The following is an 18,876-nucleotide window of genomic DNA, read 5'->3' on the forward strand; positions in this document are numbered from 1 at the left end:
CGTGAGTGTTTCGGTGGTTTTGGCGGTGGGGAAACGCCCGGTCCCATTCCGAACCCGGAAGCTAAGCCCACCAGCGCCGATGGTACTGCACCCGCCAGGGTGTGGGAGAGTAGGACACCGCCGAACTTCTTTTCGAAGGGCCCGCTAGGATAGCCAGTTGGCTGCTCCTAGCGGGCCCTTTGTCTGTGTTCGAGATCAAACTTTTCATGAACAAGTAGGAGGATCAGGTGGCGGAGTTCGGACGGCGCGACTCGGAGGACGACGCCGCGTCCGATCGCCCGCGACGCCGTGACTCGGGTCCCGACAAGCGCCGGTCGGGCGCTCCGCGTGGTGACAAGCGGGGGTTCGGCAGTGGCGGCGGTTCGGGACAGTACGACCGCGGAAACAGCGGTCGCTCGCGTGACAACAGTGCCGGCGGGAAGGACCGCTGGCGCAACGACGATGGCCGCCGCGCGGGCTCGCGCGGCGGTGACCGTGCAGGTGGCGGCAAGTCTGACGACCGGCGCGGTGACCAGGCCGGCCGGAACGACCGCTCGGGGGACCGGCCGGCGTGGAAGAACGACCGCGGTGATCGCCCGTCGTGGAACAAGAACCGCGATGACCGTGGTGGCTTCCGTGCCGACAACCGGCGTTCCGACAACCGCGGTGACAACCGTGGCGGTGACCGTCGGTTCAGCGACCGGGGTGGCGATAACCGCGGCGGCGAGCGGCGGTTCAGCGACCGCGCCGACAACCGTGGCGGTGACCGTCGATTCGGCGATCGTGGCGATAGTCGCGGTGGGGAGCGCCGGTTCAACGACCGCAGCGATAATCGTGGTGGTGAGCGCCGGTTTAACGACCGAAGTGATAGTCGCGGTGGAGAGCGCCGGTTCAACGACCGCGGGGACAGCCGTGGTGGTGAGCGCCGGATCAATGACCGGAGCGACAATCGCGGTGGGGAACGCCGGTTTAACGATCGCAGTGACAATCGTGGTGGAGAGCGCCGGTTTAACGACCGAAGTGATAGTCGTGGTGGTGAGCGCCGGTTCGGCGATCGTGGTGATAGTCGCGGTGGTGAGCGGCGGTTCGGCGACCGGGGTGGCGATAGCCGCGGTGGTGAGCGGCGTTTTAACGATCGCGGGGGCGACAACCGGCGGTTCAGTGGGCCTCGTGACAATGACCGGCGCTCCAGCGGATCGCGTGATGACAACCGCCGGTTCGATCGCGATGATCGCCGCCCGCAGCGGGATGACAGCCGTGGGTTCGAGCGTCGTGGTCCGCGTGATGACGACAAGGGAGGCGACCGTCGTCCGCAGCGGGATGACAACCGGCGGTTCGAGCGGGGTGGGGCACGCGACAACGATCGGCGTTTCGACCGTGGCGACAAGCCGCGTGACAACGAGCGGCGGTTCGACCGGGGCGACCGCAAGCCCGATCGCCCGAGTGGACCCCGCCGCCCCTACGGTGCCAAGCCGGCCGTACCGCTCGACGACGAGGCGCTCGCCAAGGAGCTGCTCGAAGCCCCCGAACTGCCCGAGGACGTCGACTACGCCGACCTCGACGAGGAAGCCCGCCGCGAGCTGCGCACCCTGCCGAAGGGGCTCGCGGAGACCGTGGGCAAGCACCTCGTCGCCGCCGGCGGTCTGATCGACACCGACCCCGAGGCGGCCCTCCAGCACGCGCGCTACGCCAAGGCGAAGGCCTCTCGCGTGCCGATCGTGCGTGAGGCGCTCGGTTTGGTGTCCTACCACGCCGGCAACTGGGCCGAGGCGCTATCTGAGCTGCGGGCCGTCCGCCGGATGACCCGGCTGGACACCCACGTCGCCGTCATCGCCGATGCCGAGCGCGCCCTGGGCCGTCCCGAGCGGGCGCTCGACCTCGCCAAGGAGGTGGCAGGCGCCAACCTGCCGCGCGACGTGGAGGTCGAGTTGCGCATCGTCGCGGCCGGCGCCCGGCGCGACATGGGCCAGCTCGACGCGGCGGTCGTCTCCCTGCAGGGGCCGGACCTCAACGCCGCGAAACGCGACCCGTGGAGCGCGCGGTTGTTCTACGCCTACGCCGACAACCTGGCCGCTGCGGGCCGCCGCGACGAGGCGATCGAGTGGTTCCTCAACGCCGCCCAGGCCGACGCCGACGAGGAGACCGACGCCGCCGAGCGCGCGGCCGCCCTCTCCAACGACGACCTGCCGCTCGGCGACCACGCCTACGAAGCCGACGACCAGGACGACGACGACTTCGAGGATGACGAAGACGACGCCGACGAGGATGACGACTTCGACGACGAGGACGAGGAACTCGACGGCGCCGATGGCGAACTCGACGACGAGGACGACGCCGACGACCAGGACGACGACTTCGAGGATGACGACGAAGACGCCGCCGACGACGAGGACGACGTTGACGAGGGCGACGCCGGCGAAGACGAAGACGATTTCGACGACGAGGATGAAGAACTCGGCGACAAGGACGTAGAGGAGCCTGGAGACGCCGCCACCGAAGGCACCGAAGCCGCCGGGCGGGACGAAACCACCGCCGCCACAGCCAAAACGGAGCGGCGCCCTGATGGCGACTGACGGGGACACGCTCGCCGCCACGTATGACGTGATGCTGTTCGACCTCGACGGCACCGTCTACCACGGGCCCGAGCCGATCCCGGGCGTCGCCGAGGTGATCCGCGGGTTGCGCGACGCCGGGACAGCCGTCCGTTTCGTCACCAACAACGCGTCCAGGGCGCCCGGCGACGTCGCGGAATCCCTGCGGGGCATGGACATCGACGCCGACGCGGCCGAGGTCAGCACCAGCGCCCAGGCAGCCGCCAAGGTCCTCTCCGAGCGGCTGCCGCGGGGCGCCAAGGTCGTCATCATCGGCGCGCCGGCACTCGAAAATGAGGTCGCCGCCGTCGGGCTGGAGCCCGTGCGTGCGGCCGAGAACGCGGCCGCGGTCGTGCAGGGGCACTGGGCCGAGACCGGCTGGAAGCACCTCGCCGAAGGCTGTCTCGCCATCCGCGCCGGCGCGCTGTGGGTGGCCTGCAACGTCGACGCCACCCTGCCCACCGAGCGTGGCCTGCTACCGGGCAACGGCTCGATGGTCGCCGCGCTCAAAGCGGCCACCGGGGCCGAACCCGTCGTCGCCGGCAAACCCGAGGCGCCGCTGTTCCACACGGCCACCCAGTCGGCGAACGCGAGCAAACCCCTGGCCATCGGGGATCGCCTGGACACAGACATCGCGGGCGCGGTGACCGCCGGCGTCGACTCCCTGCTCGTGTTCACCGGCGTCTCCACTCCCGCCGACCTGCTGGCCGCGAAAACGACGGAACGGCCGACCTACCTCGCGGCGGACCTCGAAGCCCTCGACCAGCCCGCCGACGATCTCGTCCCCGGGCCGCAGAAGGGCTGGCAGGTCGACGTCGGCGAGCACACGCTCCGGGCGTCGGCCAAGGGCTCGAAAGACCCCTACGAACTCCTCCGCGCGCTGTGTCACGAAGCCTGGCAGTCCGGCCTCACCGCCGTGAAACCGCAGGACGACGTGGCCGCCGCGGCACTCGCCGCGCTGGGGCTCACACCCACTGCCTGATCCATCCGTTAGCGTGGTAACCGTGCAACAACAGCAACCCCACCCGATCCCCGGGCCGCCGCCGGACCCGCGTGCCGGGATCGACGAGGGCATGGCAGGCCTCGAAAACCTCGACCGGGTGCCCCTCGCGGAGCACGTCGAGCGTTTCGACGCGGTCCACACCCAGCTGACCTTCGCGTTGTCGAGCATCGACAAGGTTTGACCGATGCCCCGTAGGGCCCGCCTCGACGCCGAACTCGTCCGCCGGGGCCTCGCCCGCTCCCGCGAGCACGCGAGCACGCTCATCACCGAGGGCAAAGTGACCGTGCGCGGCATGGTCGCGAGCAAACCCGCGACCGGGGTGGACACCGACGCCGCCATCGTCGTGCGCGCGGGCGACGACCCCGGCTGGGCCTCGCGTGGCGCGTACAAGCTGCTCGGTGCGCTGGACGCGTTCGAAAGCCTGACCGTGGAAGGGAAACGCTGCCTGGACGCGGGCGCGTCCACCGGCGGCTTCACCGACGTGCTGCTCCGCCGGGGCGCCGCACAGGTCGTCGCGGCCGACGTCGGGCGCGGGCTGCTCGACTGGCGCCTGCAGACCGACGATCGCGTGCTGGTGCTGGACAAGACCAACGTGCGCACCCTGACCCCAGAGCAGATCGGCGGCCCGGTGGACGTCGTCGTCGGCGACCTGTCGTTCATCTCGCTGCGGCTCGTGCTGCCCGCGCTGGCCGCCTGCGCGCTGCCGGACGCCGATCTGGTGCCGATGATCAAACCGCAGTTCGAGGTCGGCAAGGACCGGCTGGGCAGCGGCGGCGTCGTGCGGGATCCCGGGCTGCGCGCCGAGACCGTGCTCGAAGTCCTTGCCGCGGCACGGGAACTGGGGCTATACCCGCACGGTGTGGTGGCGAGCCCGCTGCCCGGGCCGTCGGGCAACGTCGAGTACTTCGCCTGGCTCCGCCGGGACGAGTCCACTGTGGACGATGTCGGACAGTTGGTGCGCAAGGCGGTCGGAGAGGGCCCACAGTGAACGAAAAGCGCGAGGTGCTGCTCGTCGTGCACCCCGACCGCAACGCCACCCGCGACGCGGCGCGCAAGGTCGCCGAGAGGTTCGACGCGGCGGGTATCGGGCTGCGGGTCACCGAAGAAGAAGTGCGTGACCTCATCGACTCGCCGTGCACGATGGTCGCCCCGCAGGACGCCCCGGCCAAGGGCGCCGAACTCGTGCTCGTGCTCGGCGGCGACGGGACCCTGCTGCGCGCCGCCGAGATCGCGCGCCCGGCCGGGGTGCCGGTGCTCGGCGTCAACCACGGCCGCGTCGGCTTCCTCACCGAGGCCGATTCGGACGCCCTCGAGGAGACCGTGCACCGGATCGTCGAGCGCGCCTACACCGTCGAGGACCGGATGACCCTCGATGTCACCGTCACGGTCGACGGCGAGCCGGTCGCCGAGACCTGGGCGCTGAACGAGGCGAGCGTGGAGCGCAGCTCCCGCGAACGGGTCCTGGACGCGCTGATCGAGGTCGACGGCCGGCCGGTGTCCGCGTTCGGGTGCGACGGCGTGCTGTGCGCGACGCCGACGGGTTCGACCGCGTACGCCTTCTCCGCGGGCGGCCCGATCATCTGGCCCGAGGTCGAAGCACTACTGGTCGTGCCGAGCAACGCGCACGCCATGTTCGCCCGGCCGCTGGTCGTCTCCCGCGGTTCGGTGATCACCGTCGGGATCGACCCGGACGGCTCGACGGCCGTGCTGACGTGCGATGGCCTGCGACATATCGCACTGCCGAGGGGCGCGCGGGTGCGGGTCGTCGCCGGCCGGGTCCCGGTCCGGCTCGCACGCCTGTGGCCTGGACCTTTCACGGATCGGCTGGTGCACAAGTTCTCGTTGCCGGTGAAGAGCTGGCGGGAACGACACGCGCGCTGATCGACGCGCTGATCGAACAGACATTCGCATAATGTCGGCCCCACCCGCTACCGTGTGACCCGTGCTGGCCGAGATGCATATCCAGGGCCTCGGAGTGATCGAGGACGCCCTGCTCGAACTGCACCCGGGATTCACCGTGGTCACGGGCGAGACGGGTGCCGGCAAGACCATGGTCGTCACCGGGCTGCACCTGCTCTCCGGTGGCCGGGCCGAAGCCTCCAAGGTGCGCAACGGGTCCGGACGGGCCGTCGTCGAGGGCCGGTTCGAAGGCGTGCTCGCCGAACACGTCGCCCGGATCGTCACCGACGCGGGCGGCGAGCCCGACGAGGACGGCAGCCTGATCACCATGCGGTCGGTGAACGCGGATGGGCGGTCCCGCGCGCATCTGGGCGGCCGGTCGGTGCCGGTGAGCGTGCTGTCCGATCTGGCCGACCGGCTTCTGGCCGTGCACGGGCAGAACGACCAGCTGCGCCTGCTGCGGCCGGGCGAGCAGCGCGACGTGCTCGACCGCTCCGCCGGTGAGGCCGTCACAGCGCCGCTCGCGCGTTATCGCGAGGTCCGCGAGCAGTGGCAGGCGATCGTCACGGAGCTGACCGAGCGACAGACCCGGTCGCGCGAGCTGGCGCAGCAGGCCGACCTGCTGCGCCACGGGCTCGGCGAGATCGAGGCGGTCGACCCGCAGGCCGGGGAGGACGCCGAGCTGGCCGAGCAGATCAAGCGGCTCGCCGCGGCCGACGAGCTGCGCGCGGCGGCCACCGCGGCGCACGAGGCGGTTTCCGGCGCGGCGGACGGAGATCCGGACTCGCCGGGCGCGCTCGGACTGGTCGGCGAGGCGCGGCGGCGGCTGGCCACCGCGGAGGACTCGGCGCTCCGCGATCTCGAACCGCGGCTGGCCGAGGCGGCGATGTTGCTCACCGATGTGGGTGCCGAGCTGGGCGGGTACCTCGAGGGGCTGGAGGCCGACCCGGAGCGGCTGGAGCAGGTGCTGGCGCGCCAGGCCGATCTCAAGAAGCTGACCCGCAAGTACGCCGCGGACGTCGACGGGGTGCTCGCCTGGGCCGAGGACGCGCGCGCCCGGCTGTCCACAATGGACACCTCCGAAGAGGCGCTGGCCGAGCTGGCCGCGCGCCGGGACGAGCTGGCGGCGCAGCTCGCCGGGCACGCGCAGGAGTTGTCCAAGGCGCGCGAGGTCGCCGCCGCCGAGCTGGCCGCCGCGGTCACCGAGGAGCTGTCCGGGCTCGCGATGGGCCAGGCGCAGATCGACGTGACGGTGCGGCGCCGGATCGCTGAAGCGGGTGACCAGCAGGCGCTGCGGGTCGGCGATGAGCTGATGCACGCCGGCCACAGCGGGATCGACGAGGTCGAGCTGCTGCTCAAGGCGCATTCCGGGGCGCCGCCGCTGCCCGTGCACAAGGCCGCTTCGGGCGGTGAGCTGTCACGGGTGATGCTGGCGATCGAGGTCGTGCTCGCCGGCGCGGACACCGTGCAGACGCTGGTGTTCGACGAGGTGGACGCCGGGGTCGGCGGTCGCGCCGCGATCGAGATCGGGCGGCGGCTCGCCCGGCTCGCGCGCAGTCACCAGGTGCTCGTCGTGACCCACCTGCCGCAGGTCGCGGCGTTCGCGGACCGGCATCTGGTGGTGGACAAGGGCACCTCGGAGGGCGTGACCCGCAGCGGGGTGAAGACGCTCGAACAGTCCGAGCGGGTACAGGAGTTGGCGCGGATGCTGGCCGGGATGGACGGCACCGAGACCGGGCGCGCGCACGCGGAGGAACTGCTCGCCGTCGCGGAGACGGACAAAGCGTCCGGCACCCGCAGGAAGAAGCGCAAGAACTAGCAGACCTGCGCAAACAGCACCAAGATCACGCTCGGAAACCCTTACCGCTACGGCGTGTTGTCCGCGCCATTCCGCGTCCGTTTGTCACTATCGTTGCCATGAAGCTGACCGGACTGCTCGCGCGGAACACCGAGAACCTGCCCGGACTCACCGGCGTGGCCCGGGTGGACCGGCGTACCCGGGAGCTGCTGCGCCGGATCGGCCCCGGCGACATCGTCGTCCTCGACCAGCTCGACCTCGACCGGGCCACGGCCGACGCGCTGGTGGAGGCCGAGGTCGCGGCGGTGGTCAACGCCTCGCCGTCGATCTCCGGCCGGTTTCCCAACCTGGGCCCCGAGGTCGTCGTCGGCGCGGGCATCCCGCTGGTCGACGGCGCCGGCGGCGAGGTGCTGCGGCGGCTCAAGGACGGCACGAAGATCCGGCTGCACGAAGGTGTCGTGTACGTCGGCGAACGGCGGATCGCCTCGGGCAACGAGCAGACCCGGGAGAGCATCGCCGACCAGATGATCGAGGCCAAGGCCGGGATGTCGACCCAGCTGGAAGCGTTCTCCGCCAACACGATCGAGTTCCTGCGCCGCGAGCGCACGCTGATCCTCGACGGTGTCGGCGTGCCCGACGTGCGGGTTCCGTTGCGGGACCGGCATGTGCTGGTCGTCGCGCCGGGCAAGGGGCACGCGGCGGACCTGAAGGCGCTGCGCAAGTACATCGCCGAGCACCGGCCCGTCCTCGTCGGCGTCGACGCCGGTGCGGACACCCTGCGCGCGCTGCGCTACACCCCGGACATCATCGTCGGCGACCCGAGCGGCATCGAGGGCGAGACGCTCAAGTCCGGCGCCGAGGTGGTCGTGCCCGCGCAGCCCGACGGGCACGCGCCGGGCGTCACCCGGATCCAGGACCTCGGCATCGGCGCGGTCACCTTCCCGGCGTCGGGCAACGCCGAGGATCTCGCGCTGCTGATCGCCGACGCGCACCAGGCGAGTCTCGTGGTGACGGTCGGGTTCCAGGCGACGCTGGCGGAGTTCCTCGACCACGGCCGGTCCGGCTCCAACCCGTCCACCTTCCTCACCCGGCTCAAGCTGGGCACGAAACTGGTGGACGGCAAGGCGGTCGCCGCGCTGCATCGCAGCCGGGTCTCGCTCGGCGCGGTGGTACTGCTCGTGCTCGCCGCGCTCGTGGTGGTCGCCGTCGCGCTGCTGATGTCCGACGTCGGCAGCGTGTACCTCGGCTGGATCCGCGACACCTGGAATTCGTTCATCAGCTGGGGTAAGGGACTGGTCTCGTGATTTCGCTGCGGTACCACATCGTTTCCATCGCGTCGGTGTTCCTCGCGCTGGCGGTCGGGGTGGTGCTCGGCTCGACGGCGCTGTCCGGCTCGCTGCTGTCCGGGCTGTCGGACGAGAAGAGCCAGCTCGCCGGCCAGGTCACCGATCTGCAGGCGCAGCGCAACCAGCTCAACGCGCGGCTGGCGGACGCCGACGCGTTCGCCGGCGCGATGGGGCCGAAGGTGGTGGCCGGGGCGCTCGCCCAGCGCTCGGTCATCCTGATCACCACCGAGGACGCGAAACCGGCCGACCGGGACGCCCTCAAGCAGCTGATCGGCCAGTCCGGCGCGACCGTCACCGGTGAGCTGCAGCTGACTTCGTCCTTTGTGGACCCGGCGAAGGCCGACCAGCTGCGCCAGGTGGTCACCCGGCTGCAGCCCGCCGGGTCGACGTTCCCGACCGCGGGTGACCCGGGCACGCTCGCCGGAGCGCTGGTCGGTTCGGTGCTGATGCTCAACAAGGACACCGCGAAGCCACAGTCCACAACGGACGAACTGGCGGCCGCGATCGGCGGCCTGTCCGACGGCGGGTTCGTCAAGGCCAGCCCGAACATCGGGCCGGGACAGCTCGCGGTCGTGCTCACCAACGGCCAGGCGACCGGTGACGGTGCGGGGGACAAGGCCGCGACGCTGGCCCGGTTCGCCGCGCAGCTCGACCGGTCCGGCGCGGGCGCGGTGCTCGCGGGTGACCCGGCGTCGGCGGAGGGCACCGGCGCGATCGGCGTGGTCCGCGCCGACACCTCGGCCACCTCGGTTCTGTCCACTGTGGACAACGTGAACACCGCGGCCGGCCGGGTCGCGACCGTGCTGGCCCTCCGCGAGCAGCTCGACGGCGGGGTCGGCCGGTACGGCATCGGGGGGAACGCGCAGGCGCCCGCACCCGGGGTCGCGGCGGCCGGCAGCTAGCACCGCGCCGGACCGCGGCAGACCGCAACTGAGCCACGGCACGCCGCACGGCCGTCGCTAACGTCCGTGAGCGTGAGCCCCTACCTCACCGTGCACGAGCGCCGCCAGCGCGCGCACGGAGCCGTCGACCGGCTGCAGGAACGGCTGCTGGCACACGACCCGCACGGGGTCGCCGAGCTGTTCGCCCTCAACGCGGTCATCGAGTTCCCGTTCGCGTCCCCGGGCTGGCCCGCGGAGATCACCGCGATCGTGTCGCAGACGCGGTACGACACGACGGATCCCGATGTGCTGGTCGTCGAGTGGCAGGCCGACGCCCGCCACATCACGGTGATCGGTGTCGGCGCCGGCGGGATCGAGCTGTTCCGCGATTACACAGTGGCTGCCGGGGGCTGAAGCGCGTCTGGCAAGATGCCGCGGGTGCGTTTTGTTGCCGACCTGCACATCCACTCGAAGTACTCCCGTGCCTGCAGCAAGGATTGCGATCTCGAGCATCTGACGTGGTGGGCGCGCCGCAAGGGGATCACCCTCGTCGGCACCGGGGATTTCACGCACCCGGCGTGGTTCGAGCATCTGCGCGAGAACCTCGTCCCCGCCGAGCCCGGCCTGTTCCGGCTGCGTGAGGACCTCGACGCCGAGATCCAGCGCCGCCTCCCGCCGTCGTGCGCCGCGTCCGAGGTGCGGTTCATGCTGTCGGTCGAGATCTCCACGATCTACAAGCGCGCCGAGCACACCCGCAAGGTGCACCACCTCATCTACATGCCGGATTTCGAGGCGGCCGAAAGGTTCAACCAGCGGCTCGGCAAGATCGGCAACCTCGGTTCCGACGGCCGTCCGATTCTCGGGCTGGACTCGCGGGATCTGCTGGAGATCACGCTGGAAAGCGGCGCCGGGTCGTATCTGGTGCCCGCGCACGTGTGGACGCCGTGGTTCGCCGTGCTCGGGTCGAAGTCGGGGTTCGACGCGATCGACGACTGCTACGCCGACCTGGCCGAGCACGTCTTCGCGCTGGAAACCGGGTTGTCGAGCGATCCCGAGATGAACTGGAAGATCAGCGCGCTCGACAAGTACCGCCTGGTCAGCAATTCCGACGCGCACTCGCCGCCGATGCTGGGGCGCGAGGCGACCGTGTTCGACACCGACCTGGACTACTTCGCGGTGAAACGGGCGCTGGAAACCGGCCGCGGGCACGCCGGGTCGCTCGAGTTCTTCCCCGAGGAAGGTAAGTACCACGTGGACGGGCACCGCAAATGCGGGGTCCGGATGGAGCCGGGGGAGACCCGGGAACGCGGCGGGTTGTGCCCGGAATGCGGCAAACCGGTGACGGTGGGCGTGCTCAGCCGCGTCGAGGATCTGGCCGACCGCGCCGAAGCGATCCGGCCGGCGGGCGCGCCGGAGTTCACGAGCCTCGTGCAGCTGCCCGAAATCATGGGCGAAATCCTCAGTGTGGGGCCGAAGAGCAAGAAGGTGCTCGGCGAGATCGACAAGCTCACCGCGGCCTTCGGGCCCGAGCTGGTGATCCTGCAGGACGTGCCGGTCGCCGACCTCGAGTCGCGTTCGCCGCTGCTGGGTGAGGCGGTCCGGCGGCTGCGGCGCGGCGACGTGATCCGGGACGCCGGATACGACGGCGAGTACGGCGTGATCCGGCTGTTCGAGCCCGCGGAGCTGAAGCGGTCCACGACGATCGGGCTGTTCGACGACGGCCTGTTCGCGCCCGCACCCGAACCGGCGAAACCGGCACGCAAACCCGTCGCCGCGCCCGCTCCGGTCGTGGAACCCGTTGTGCCGCAACCGAAACCGAGCACGGGTTCGCTGCTCGACGGGCTCGACCCCGAGCAGCGCGAGGCGGCCGGCAGCGGCGGCGGACCGCTGCTGATCATCGCCGGTCCGGGCACCGGCAAGACGCGGACGCTGACCCATCGCATCGCGCATCTCGTGTCGGAGCGCGACGTCGCGCCGGAGCAGTGCCTCGCGATCACGTTCACCCGCCGCGCGGCCGAGGAGATGGCGGAGCGGCTGGCGGCGCTGGTGCCCGCGCACGCGGCGAAGCTGACCATCGCGACGTTCCACTCGCTCGGCGTCCGCATCCTGCGCGAGCAGCACGACCGCGCGGGGCTGAGCGCGGACTTCGGGATCGCGGACCAGGCACGGCAACTGGAGATCCTGGCGGAGGTCAGTGAGGACGCCGACCGGCGCGCGCTGGCCGAGATCTCGCGCAACCGCCGCACGGGCACCCCGGACGACCTGGCCGAGCGGTACACGAAAGCGTTGCGGCAGCAGGATCTCGTCGACTTCGACGATCTGGTCGCGTTACCGGTCGCGCTGCTCGAAGCCGAACCCGAACTGGCCGCCGCCTACCGCGAGCGATACCGCTGGATCAGCGTCGACGAGTACCAGGACGTCGACGAACAGCAGTACCGGCTGCTGCGGCTGCTCGCGCCGGGCGACGGGAACCTCACCGCGATCGGCGACCCGGACCAGGCGATCTACCGGTTCCGCGGCGCGGACGTCGGGTTCTTCCTGCGTTTCCAGGAGGATTTCGCGCCGGCCAGGACCGTCCAGCTGACCCGCAACTACCGGTCGAATCCGCATGTCCTGGGCACCGCCCTGCGGGCCATCGCGCCCGGCACGCTCGTGCCCGGGCGCGAGCTGCGGCCGTGCGGCGAGCACGGCGACGCGCGCGTCGGCCTGCACCACGCGGCCGGCGACCGGGCCGAGGCGGCGTTCGTCGCGCGCACGATCGACCAGCTGCTCGGTGGCGCGTCGTTCCACTCGCTCGACAGCGGGCGGGTGGTGTCCGACGGCACGCAGGGCCTCGGGTTTTCGGACTTCGCCGTGCTGTACCGGACGGACCGGCAGGCGCGGGCGCTGCTCGACGCGTTCGCACAGGCCGGGTTACCGGTGCAGAAACGTTCGCACGACAGGCTTCTGGAGCGATCCGGGGTCGAGGAGATCGTCGCCGAGCTCGCCCATCCGGGCGCCGGAACGACGGTGGCGGAACGGGTCCGCCGCGCCGCGGACGCCGTGCTCGCCCGCGGCGCCGACGAGGCTGTCGTGCACACGGCGGCCGAGCTGCTGAAACCGCTGGCGCTGCGGTGTGACGACCTGGAGCAGTTCCGCACCGAGCTGTCGCTGGGCGTCGAGGTGGACACGTGGGATCCGCGGGCGGACCGGGTTTCGCTGCTGACGCTGCATGCCTCGAAGGGGCTGGAGTTCCCGGTCGTGTTCGTCGTCGGGTGCGAGGAGGGCTTGCTGCCGCTGCGGTGGCCGGGCGCCGAACCGGCCGAGGAGGAGCTGGCCGAGGAGCGGCGCCTGCTGTTCGTCGGCATCACCCGGGCGCAGCGGCACCTGTACCTGAGCCACGCCGCCGAGCGCTCGGGCCGGAAAGTGGCGCGTTCCCGCTTCCTCGCCGACCTCGGCGACGGGGTCGAGCAGATCGGCGACGCCGTCCCGCGCGCCCGTCCCCGCGAAACCCAGCTCCGCCTGCTCTAGCGGCGTGTTCGCCCCTCATGCGGGCGTGTTGGCCGCCGGCGACGGTGAGTTGACCGCGCGCGAGGCCAACTCACCGACGTGGCGGGCCAACACGCGCGCGGGGCGGGCCAACACGCCGGCGGGTTAGGTGCCGGCGAGGGCTTCGACGACGGGGATCGCGTGCTCGAGGGCGATCGCGTTGATCGTGACGTAGGAGATGCCGAACTCGTCCCGGCGGCGCTTGAGCGTGTCGATCGCGGTCGCGGTGTCGCCGGTCAGCACCGAGACGTGCTGGTTACCGGTCGTGCGCGCCGGGTCGATGCCGAAGTTCCGCACCCACTCCGAAACGGCACCGTCGCCGATGTGGAACACGTTGAGGCTCAGCTCCAGCGCGTCGAACCGATCCCCGGCTACGTCCCGCACCAGCCGCAGCTTCTCGCCGAGATCGCGTTCGCTGCCGTCCGCGTGCACCGCGACGATGTCCGCGCGCTCGGCCGCGATGGTGAGCAGCTTGTCGCCGCCGCCCGCGACCATGATTGGCGGCCGTGGCTCCTGCACCGGCGTGAACGCGCCGCGCGCGAACAGCCGGTCGACCGTCTCGATCGCCTCGCCGACCTGCCGGACCCGCTCGCCCGCCGAACCCCACGACGCGCCGACCAGCTCAGCGCCCGGCCCCGCGTCGCCCCGCCCGGCGCCCAGGCCCAGCTCGAACCGGCCGTCGGAGAGCTGGTCGAGGCCGGCCGCCTCCCACGCGATCGTGCCCGGCGTGCGCAGCGGCGTGTTGAGCACGAAGTTGCCCAGCCGCAGGCGTTCGGTCACCGCGGCCGCGGCGGCCAGCGCCGCGAACGACGGCGGGATGCCGACGCCGTCCGGCACCAGCAGTGTCGAGAATCCCAGGTCTTCGGCGCGTTTCGCGGTCGCCGTCCACTCACGGCCCGCCCCGCGGGGCGCCGCGACCAGACCGAACCGGAAAAGGCGGTCGGGCATTCGTGCTCCTTCGTTGTGGATGATCAGCCGAGCATGGCCTGCCAGGCGCCGGTGAAACCGGGGAACGTCTTCCCGACGGTGGCGGGGTTTTCGACCGCCACGCCCGGCACGCGCAGGCCCAGCACCGCCCCGGCCATCACCAGCCGGTGGTCGTCGTAGGTGTGGAAAACCCCGCCGTGCAAGGGCGCCGGGGTGATCGCCAGTCCGTCCTCGGTCTCGCGCACCTGTGCGCCCAGTCGGGACAGCTCCGTCGCGAGCGCGGCGAGCCGGTCGGTCTCGTGCCCGCGCAGGTGCGACACGCCCGAGATGACCGACGGCCCGTCCGCGAAGCACAGCAGGGCCGCGACGACGGGGGTCAGCTCGCCGACCTCGTGCAGGTCCAGCCGTGCGCCCGGAATCCCGCCCGTCCCGGTGATGGTGAGCCCCGAAGCGTCGAGTTCGGCGCGCTGGCCGAGTTCGGCGAGCAGCTCGCGCAACCAGGCGCCGGGCTGCGTGGTGTGCTCGGGCCAGCTCTCGATCCGGACCGTGCCGCCGGTGACCGCGGCGGCGACCGCGAACGGCGCGGCCGTCGAGAGGTCCGGCTCGACGGTGTACTCGGCGCACGCCAAACTCGTTGCCGGGACGTGGAATTCCGGCCCGGAACGCTCCGGCGCGGCGCCGAACCGGCGCAGCAGGTCCAGGGTCATCGCGATATGCGGCTCGCTCGGCGGCGCGTCCCCGACCAGTCGCACGGTGACGCCCGAGTCGAACGACGGCGCGGCGAGCAGCAGCGCCGACAGGAACTGGCTCGACGCGCTCGAATCCAGCTCGACCTTGCCGCCCGCGATCCCGCCGTGCCCGCGCACCGTGAACGGCGGCGCGCCGCGGCCCTCGTCGTCGATGTCCACGCCCAGCTCCCGCAGCGCGCGCAGCAGCGGCGCGATGGGGCGCCGGCGGATCGCCTCGTCACCGTCGAACAGCACCGGCCGCGAGCCCAGCCCGGCGAGCGCGGGGGTGAAGCGGGCAACGGTGCCGGCGTTGCCGAGCACCACCGACGCCTCGTCGGATCCTTCCGGGCGCAGCGGCTGGACGCGCACGTCCGCACCGCTGGGCTCCCACGAACCGCCGAGCGCGGACAGGGCGCCCAGCATCAGCCGCGCGTCCCGCGAGTCGAGCGGCGCGCGGACCAGGGTGGGGCCCTGCGACAACGCGGCGAGCACGTAGGCGCGGTTCGTGATCGACTTCGAACCGGGGACCCGGACGGTCGCGTCCAGCGCGCCGGACGCGGTGGGGGCGGACCAGGGGCTCGCTGTGTTTCCCGACACGACTGCCTTCCTTGTTGCCGTCGAGGTGCTGCTGACATCGAACTATGTCGGCGTGGCCGCCGCACGGCCGGGGCCAGGTGCGATAAGGTGGAGGCCCGTGGGACTTCAGCCGCGGACAGCCAAGTACGTCTTTGTCACCGGAGGCGTCGCCTCCTCCCTGGGTAAGGGACTCACGGCCTCGAGCCTGGGTCAACTCCTTACCGCGCGTGGCCTCCGGGTCACGATGCAGAAACTGGATCCGTATCTCAACGTGGATCCGGGCACCATGAACCCCTTCCAGCACGGCGAGGTCTTCGTGACCGACGACGGGGCCGAGACGGACCTCGACATCGGGCACTACGAGCGGTTCCTCGACCGCGACCTCACCGGTTCGGCCAACGTCACCACTGGCCAGGTCTACTCCGAGGTGATCGCCAAGGAGCGGCGCGGCGAGTACCTCGGCGACACCGTGCAGGTCATCCCGCACATCACCGACGAGATCAAGCGCCGCGTCATGGCCGTCGCGTCGGGCGACGCGACGGGCCAGGTCCCGGACGTGGTCATCACCGAGGTCGGCGGCACGGTCGGTGACATCGAGTCCCTCCCGTTCCTCGAGGCCTGCCGCCAGGTGCGGCACGAGATCGGCCGCGACAACTGCTTCTTCCTGCACGTGTCGCTGGTGCCCTACCTCGCGCCGTCCGGCGAGCTGAAGACCAAGCCCACCCAGCACTCCGTGGCCGCGCTGCGCAACATCGGCATCCAGCCCGATGCGCTGGTGTGCCGGGCGGACCGGGACCTGCCCGAGGATCTCAAGCGCAAGATCGGGCTGATGTGCGACGTCGACACCGAGGCCGTCATCGCCTGCCCGGACGCGGCGTCCATCTACGACATCCCGAAGGTGCTGCACGGCGAGGCGCTCGACGCGTACGTGGTGCGGCGGCTCGGCCTGCCGTTCCGCGACGTGGACTGGACTGTGTGGGGCGATCTGCTCGACCGGGTGCACAACCCGTCGGAGACCGTGCGGATCGCGCTCGTGGGCAAGTACATCGACCTGCCGGACGCGTACCTGTCGGTCACGGAGGCCTTGCGCGCGGGCGGGTTCGCGCACCGCGCCAAGGTCGAGATCGTGTGGGTCGCCTCCGACCGCGCGACCACCCCGGCCGGCGCCGCCCAGGCGCTGTCCGATGTGGACGGTGTGCTGGTGCCCGGCGGGTTCGGGGTGCGCGGCATCGAGGGCAAGATCGGCGCGATCAACTACGCCCGCACGCGCGGGATTCCCGTGCTGGGGCTGTGCCTTGGCCTGCAGTGCATGGTGATCGAGGCGGCCCGCAACCTCGCCGGTATCGCCGACGCCAACTCGGCCGAGTTCGACGAGGGCACGAAGCACGCGGTGATCTCCACGATGGCTTCGCAGAAGGACGTCATCGCGGGCGAGCGCGACATGGGCGGCACGATGCGCCTCGGCGCGTACCCGGCGAAGCTCAAGCCGGGCTCGCAGGTGGCGAACGCCTACGGCACCACCGACGTGTCCGAGCGGCACCGGCATCGCTACGAGGTCAACAACTTCTATCGCGAGCAGCTCGCCGATGCGGGCCTGGTGTTCTCCGGGATCTCGCCCGACGAGCGGCTGGTGGAGTTCGTCGAGCTGCCCGAGGAGGTGCACCCGTTCTTCGTCGGCACCCAGGCGCATCCCGAGCTCAAGAGCCGCCCGACCCGGCCGCACCCGCTGTTCGACGCGTTCGTCAAGGCCGCGGTGAACTACCGGATCGCGGACCGGCTGCCGGTGGAGCTGCCCGAGCCCACGAGCGTGCGCTGATGGCGCCGGGGGAGCACGACTTCGCGGTGGTGTCCACAAAGGACGTCCACATCGGACGCGTGGTCGGGCTGCGGGTCGACGACGTCCGGATGCCCGGCGGGTCCGTGGCGAAGCGTGAGGTGGTCGAGCACCTGGGCGCCGTCGCGATCGCGGCGGTCGACGACCACGGCGAGGTGACGCTGATCCACCAGTACCGGCATCCGCTGGGCCGGCGGATCTGGGAGCTGCCGGCGGGGCTGCTCGACGCGGACGGCGAGAGTCCGGTCGACGCGGCGCGCCGGGAGCTGGTGGAGGAGGCGGGACTGGTCGCGGAGCGGTGGGAGACGCTCGTGGACGTCGCGGCGTCGCCCGGGTTCACCGACGAGGTCGTGCGCGTGTTCCTCGCCCGCGATGTGTCCGAAGTGGACCGTGCGGAGCTGGGGCACGACGACGAGGAGGCGGATCTGGTCGTGCGCAAGGTCCCGCTCGCCGAGGCGGTGCGGATGGCCCTGGCCGGCGAGCTGGTCAACGGCGCGACCGTCGCCGGGGTGCTCGCCGCACACGTGGTGCTGTCGGGCGCGGGGGAGACCCGCCCCGCCGACGCCGAGTGGCGCGACCGCCCGCACACCTTCGCGAAGCGCACACCCTGAACGTACGACTCGCAGTCCCGAGCGTCGGACTCGCGGTCCTGAACGTCGGACTCGCGGAGAGGCCCGCGAGTCCGACGCCGGGGACGCCGAGTCCGACGCCGGGGACGCCGAGTCCGACGCCGGGGACGCCGAGTCCGACGTTCGCGACGCCGAGTCCGACGCCGGTGCCTCGCGCCGCGGGCTCCCGGAGGGGTTGCGTCCGGGTCTAATCTGTCCGCCGTGGCGAACACGGGCGTTATCCCGGTGACGCAGGTGATCGCGTCCTATCTCGATCATCTGGCGGTCGAACGAGGCACCGCCCGCAACACCCTGGACAGCTACGCCCGCGACCTGCGCCGCTACGCCGCTCACCTCGGCCACGCCGGTGTCGACGACTTCCGCGAAGTCACCGAAGCCGAGGTGACGGCGTTCGGCGCCGCCCTGCGCGAGGGCGACGACGAGCACCCGCCGCTCGCCGCGTCGTCGTCGGCCCGTGCGCTGGTCGCGGTCCGCGGACTGCACCGGTTCGCGCACATCGACGGCATCACCGACGACGACCCGGCGCGCGAGGTCCGCCCGCCCGCCGCCGCGAAGCGACTCCCGAAAGCGCTTCCCGTCGAGGACGTGCTGCGGCTGCTGGACGTGCCCGCCACCGAAGGCGAACGCCCGCTGCGCGACCGCGCGCTGCTGGAACTGCTGTACTCCACCGGCGCCCGGATCTCCGAAGCCGTCGGTCTCGACCTCGACGACATCGACCGGACCGACCGGACCGTGCTGCTGGACGGCAAGGGCGGCAAGCAGCGGCTCGTGCCGATCGGCAGGCCGGCGGTCGAGGCGGTCGAGGCGTATCTCGTGCGGGCGAGGCCCGTCCTCGCCTCCCGGGGGCGGGGGAGCGCGGCGCTGTTCCTCAACGCGCGCGGCACCCGGTTGTCCCGGCAGAGTGCGTGGCAGGTGCTCAAGGTCAGTGCCGAACGGGCCGGGATATCGGCCAGCGTGTCGCCGCACACGCTGCGTCACTCCTTTGCCACCCATCTGCTTGAAGGTGGCGCCGATGTCCGGGTGGTTCAGGAGCTGCTCGGACACGCTTCGGTGACCACGACGCAGGTCTACACCCTCGTCACAGTGAACACTCTCCGTGAGATATATGCTACGGCCCATCCTCGGGCGCTGGGTTAGCGATCAGTCGTCTCGGCGAG

Annotated in this window: 16 protein-coding genes and 1 rRNA gene; 14 read left to right on the plus strand and 3 right to left on the minus strand. The window is 71.5% G+C overall.

The window, feature by feature from the left end; genetic code table 11:
- Window positions 1–9 precede the first annotated feature (9 nt).
- A 5S ribosomal RNA gene (gene rrf / locus LOZ83_RS31265) occupies window positions 10–126 on the plus strand.
- Window positions 127–167: 41 nt separating this feature from the next.
- Here the strand turns inward: rrf and LOZ83_RS40300 are convergent.
- A complete protein-coding gene (locus LOZ83_RS40300; RefSeq protein ID WP_304512169.1) occupies window positions 168–1,658 on the minus strand; it encodes a hypothetical protein in 1,491 nt (496 codons plus the stop codon).
- Between LOZ83_RS40300 and LOZ83_RS40305 the strand changes: the two genes are divergently transcribed.
- The 10 genes from LOZ83_RS40305 (at window position 1,593) to LOZ83_RS31315 (ending at window position 13,007) form a co-directional block, all read left to right on the plus strand.
- Window positions 1,593–2,552 (plus strand): hypothetical protein, encoded by a 960-nt coding sequence (locus tag LOZ83_RS40305; RefSeq protein ID WP_304512170.1) that lies wholly within the window; start codon window positions 1,593–1,595, stop codon window positions 2,550–2,552. The genes LOZ83_RS40300 and LOZ83_RS40305 overlap by 66 nt on opposite strands.
- Window positions 2,542–3,552, plus strand: coding sequence for an HAD-IIA family hydrolase (locus LOZ83_RS31275; protein WP_236795351.1), 1,011 nt, complete (start codon window positions 2,542–2,544; stop codon window positions 3,550–3,552). The genes LOZ83_RS40305 and LOZ83_RS31275 overlap by 11 nt, the downstream gene beginning before the upstream one ends.
- A gap of 13 nt (window positions 3,553–3,565) precedes the next feature.
- Complete coding sequence (locus LOZ83_RS31280; protein ID WP_236795352.1) at window positions 3,566–3,754, plus strand: hypothetical protein; 189 nt, start codon at window positions 3,566–3,568, stop codon at window positions 3,752–3,754.
- A 3-nt stretch (window positions 3,755–3,757) separates the two neighbouring features.
- Entirely contained in the window at window positions 3,758–4,561 is an 804-nt protein-coding gene (locus LOZ83_RS31285) for a TlyA family RNA methyltransferase (protein WP_236795353.1), read from the plus strand.
- Complete coding sequence (locus LOZ83_RS31290; RefSeq protein ID WP_236795354.1) at window positions 4,558–5,454, plus strand: NAD kinase; 897 nt, start codon at window positions 4,558–4,560, stop codon at window positions 5,452–5,454. Before LOZ83_RS31285 ends, LOZ83_RS31290 begins: the two co-directional genes overlap by 4 nt.
- A 61-nt stretch (window positions 5,455–5,515) precedes the next feature.
- Window positions 5,516–7,291: a DNA repair protein RecN gene (recN, locus tag LOZ83_RS31295; RefSeq protein WP_236795355.1), complete on the plus strand. Its 1,776-nt coding sequence runs from the start codon at window positions 5,516–5,518 to the stop codon at window positions 7,289–7,291.
- A gap of 98 nt (window positions 7,292–7,389) precedes the next feature.
- Entirely contained in the window at window positions 7,390–8,574 is a 1,185-nt protein-coding gene (gene steA, locus LOZ83_RS31300; protein ID WP_236795356.1) for a putative cytokinetic ring protein SteA, read from the plus strand.
- Entirely contained in the window at window positions 8,571–9,518 is a 948-nt protein-coding gene (locus LOZ83_RS31305) for a copper transporter (protein ID WP_236795357.1), read from the plus strand. Before steA ends, LOZ83_RS31305 begins: the two co-directional genes overlap by 4 nt.
- Window positions 9,519–9,590: 72 nt before the next feature.
- Window positions 9,591–9,911 (plus strand): hypothetical protein, encoded by a 321-nt coding sequence (locus tag LOZ83_RS31310; protein WP_236795358.1) that lies wholly within the window; start codon window positions 9,591–9,593, stop codon window positions 9,909–9,911.
- A gap of 15 nt (window positions 9,912–9,926) precedes the next feature.
- A complete protein-coding gene (locus LOZ83_RS31315; protein WP_236795359.1) occupies window positions 9,927–13,007 on the plus strand; it encodes a UvrD-helicase domain-containing protein in 3,081 nt (1,026 codons plus the stop codon).
- Between the two features lie 123 nt (window positions 13,008–13,130).
- Here LOZ83_RS31315 and LOZ83_RS31320 read toward each other — a convergent pair whose 3' ends face one another.
- Window positions 13,131–13,973 carry a TIGR03621 family F420-dependent LLM class oxidoreductase gene (locus LOZ83_RS31320; protein WP_236795360.1) on the minus strand — a complete coding sequence of 281 codons (843 nt, stop codon included), beginning with the start codon at window positions 13,971–13,973 and terminating at the stop codon, window positions 13,131–13,133.
- A 23-nt stretch (window positions 13,974–13,996) separates the two neighbouring features.
- Window positions 13,997–15,277, minus strand: coding sequence for a 3-phosphoshikimate 1-carboxyvinyltransferase (aroA, locus tag LOZ83_RS31325; protein WP_236795361.1), 1,281 nt, complete (start codon window positions 15,275–15,277; stop codon window positions 13,997–13,999).
- A gap of 97 nt (window positions 15,278–15,374) precedes the next feature.
- On the opposite strand from aroA, the gene LOZ83_RS31330 reads away from it, so the two are divergent.
- The 3 genes from LOZ83_RS31330 (at window position 15,375) to xerD (ending at window position 18,856) form a co-directional block, all read left to right on the plus strand.
- Window positions 15,375–17,072 (plus strand): CTP synthase, encoded by a 1,698-nt coding sequence (locus tag LOZ83_RS31330; protein ID WP_236795362.1) that lies wholly within the window; start codon window positions 15,375–15,377, stop codon window positions 17,070–17,072.
- Entirely contained in the window at window positions 17,069–17,701 is a 633-nt protein-coding gene (locus LOZ83_RS31335; protein ID WP_304512171.1) for an NUDIX hydrolase, read from the plus strand. Before LOZ83_RS31330 ends, LOZ83_RS31335 begins: the two co-directional genes overlap by 4 nt.
- Window positions 17,702–17,953: 252 nt before the next feature.
- The gene (xerD, locus tag LOZ83_RS31340; RefSeq protein WP_236795660.1) at window positions 17,954–18,856 is read left to right on the plus strand and encodes a site-specific tyrosine recombinase XerD; all 903 of its coding nucleotides are present in this window, start codon (window positions 17,954–17,956) and stop codon (window positions 18,854–18,856) included.
- Window positions 18,857–18,876: the final 20 nt, after the last annotated feature.

It is taken from the genome of Amycolatopsis sp. GM8, assembly GCF_021653975.1.
In the GTDB taxonomy this organism is placed as follows: Bacteria; Actinomycetota; Actinomycetes; order Mycobacteriales; family Pseudonocardiaceae; genus Amycolatopsis_E.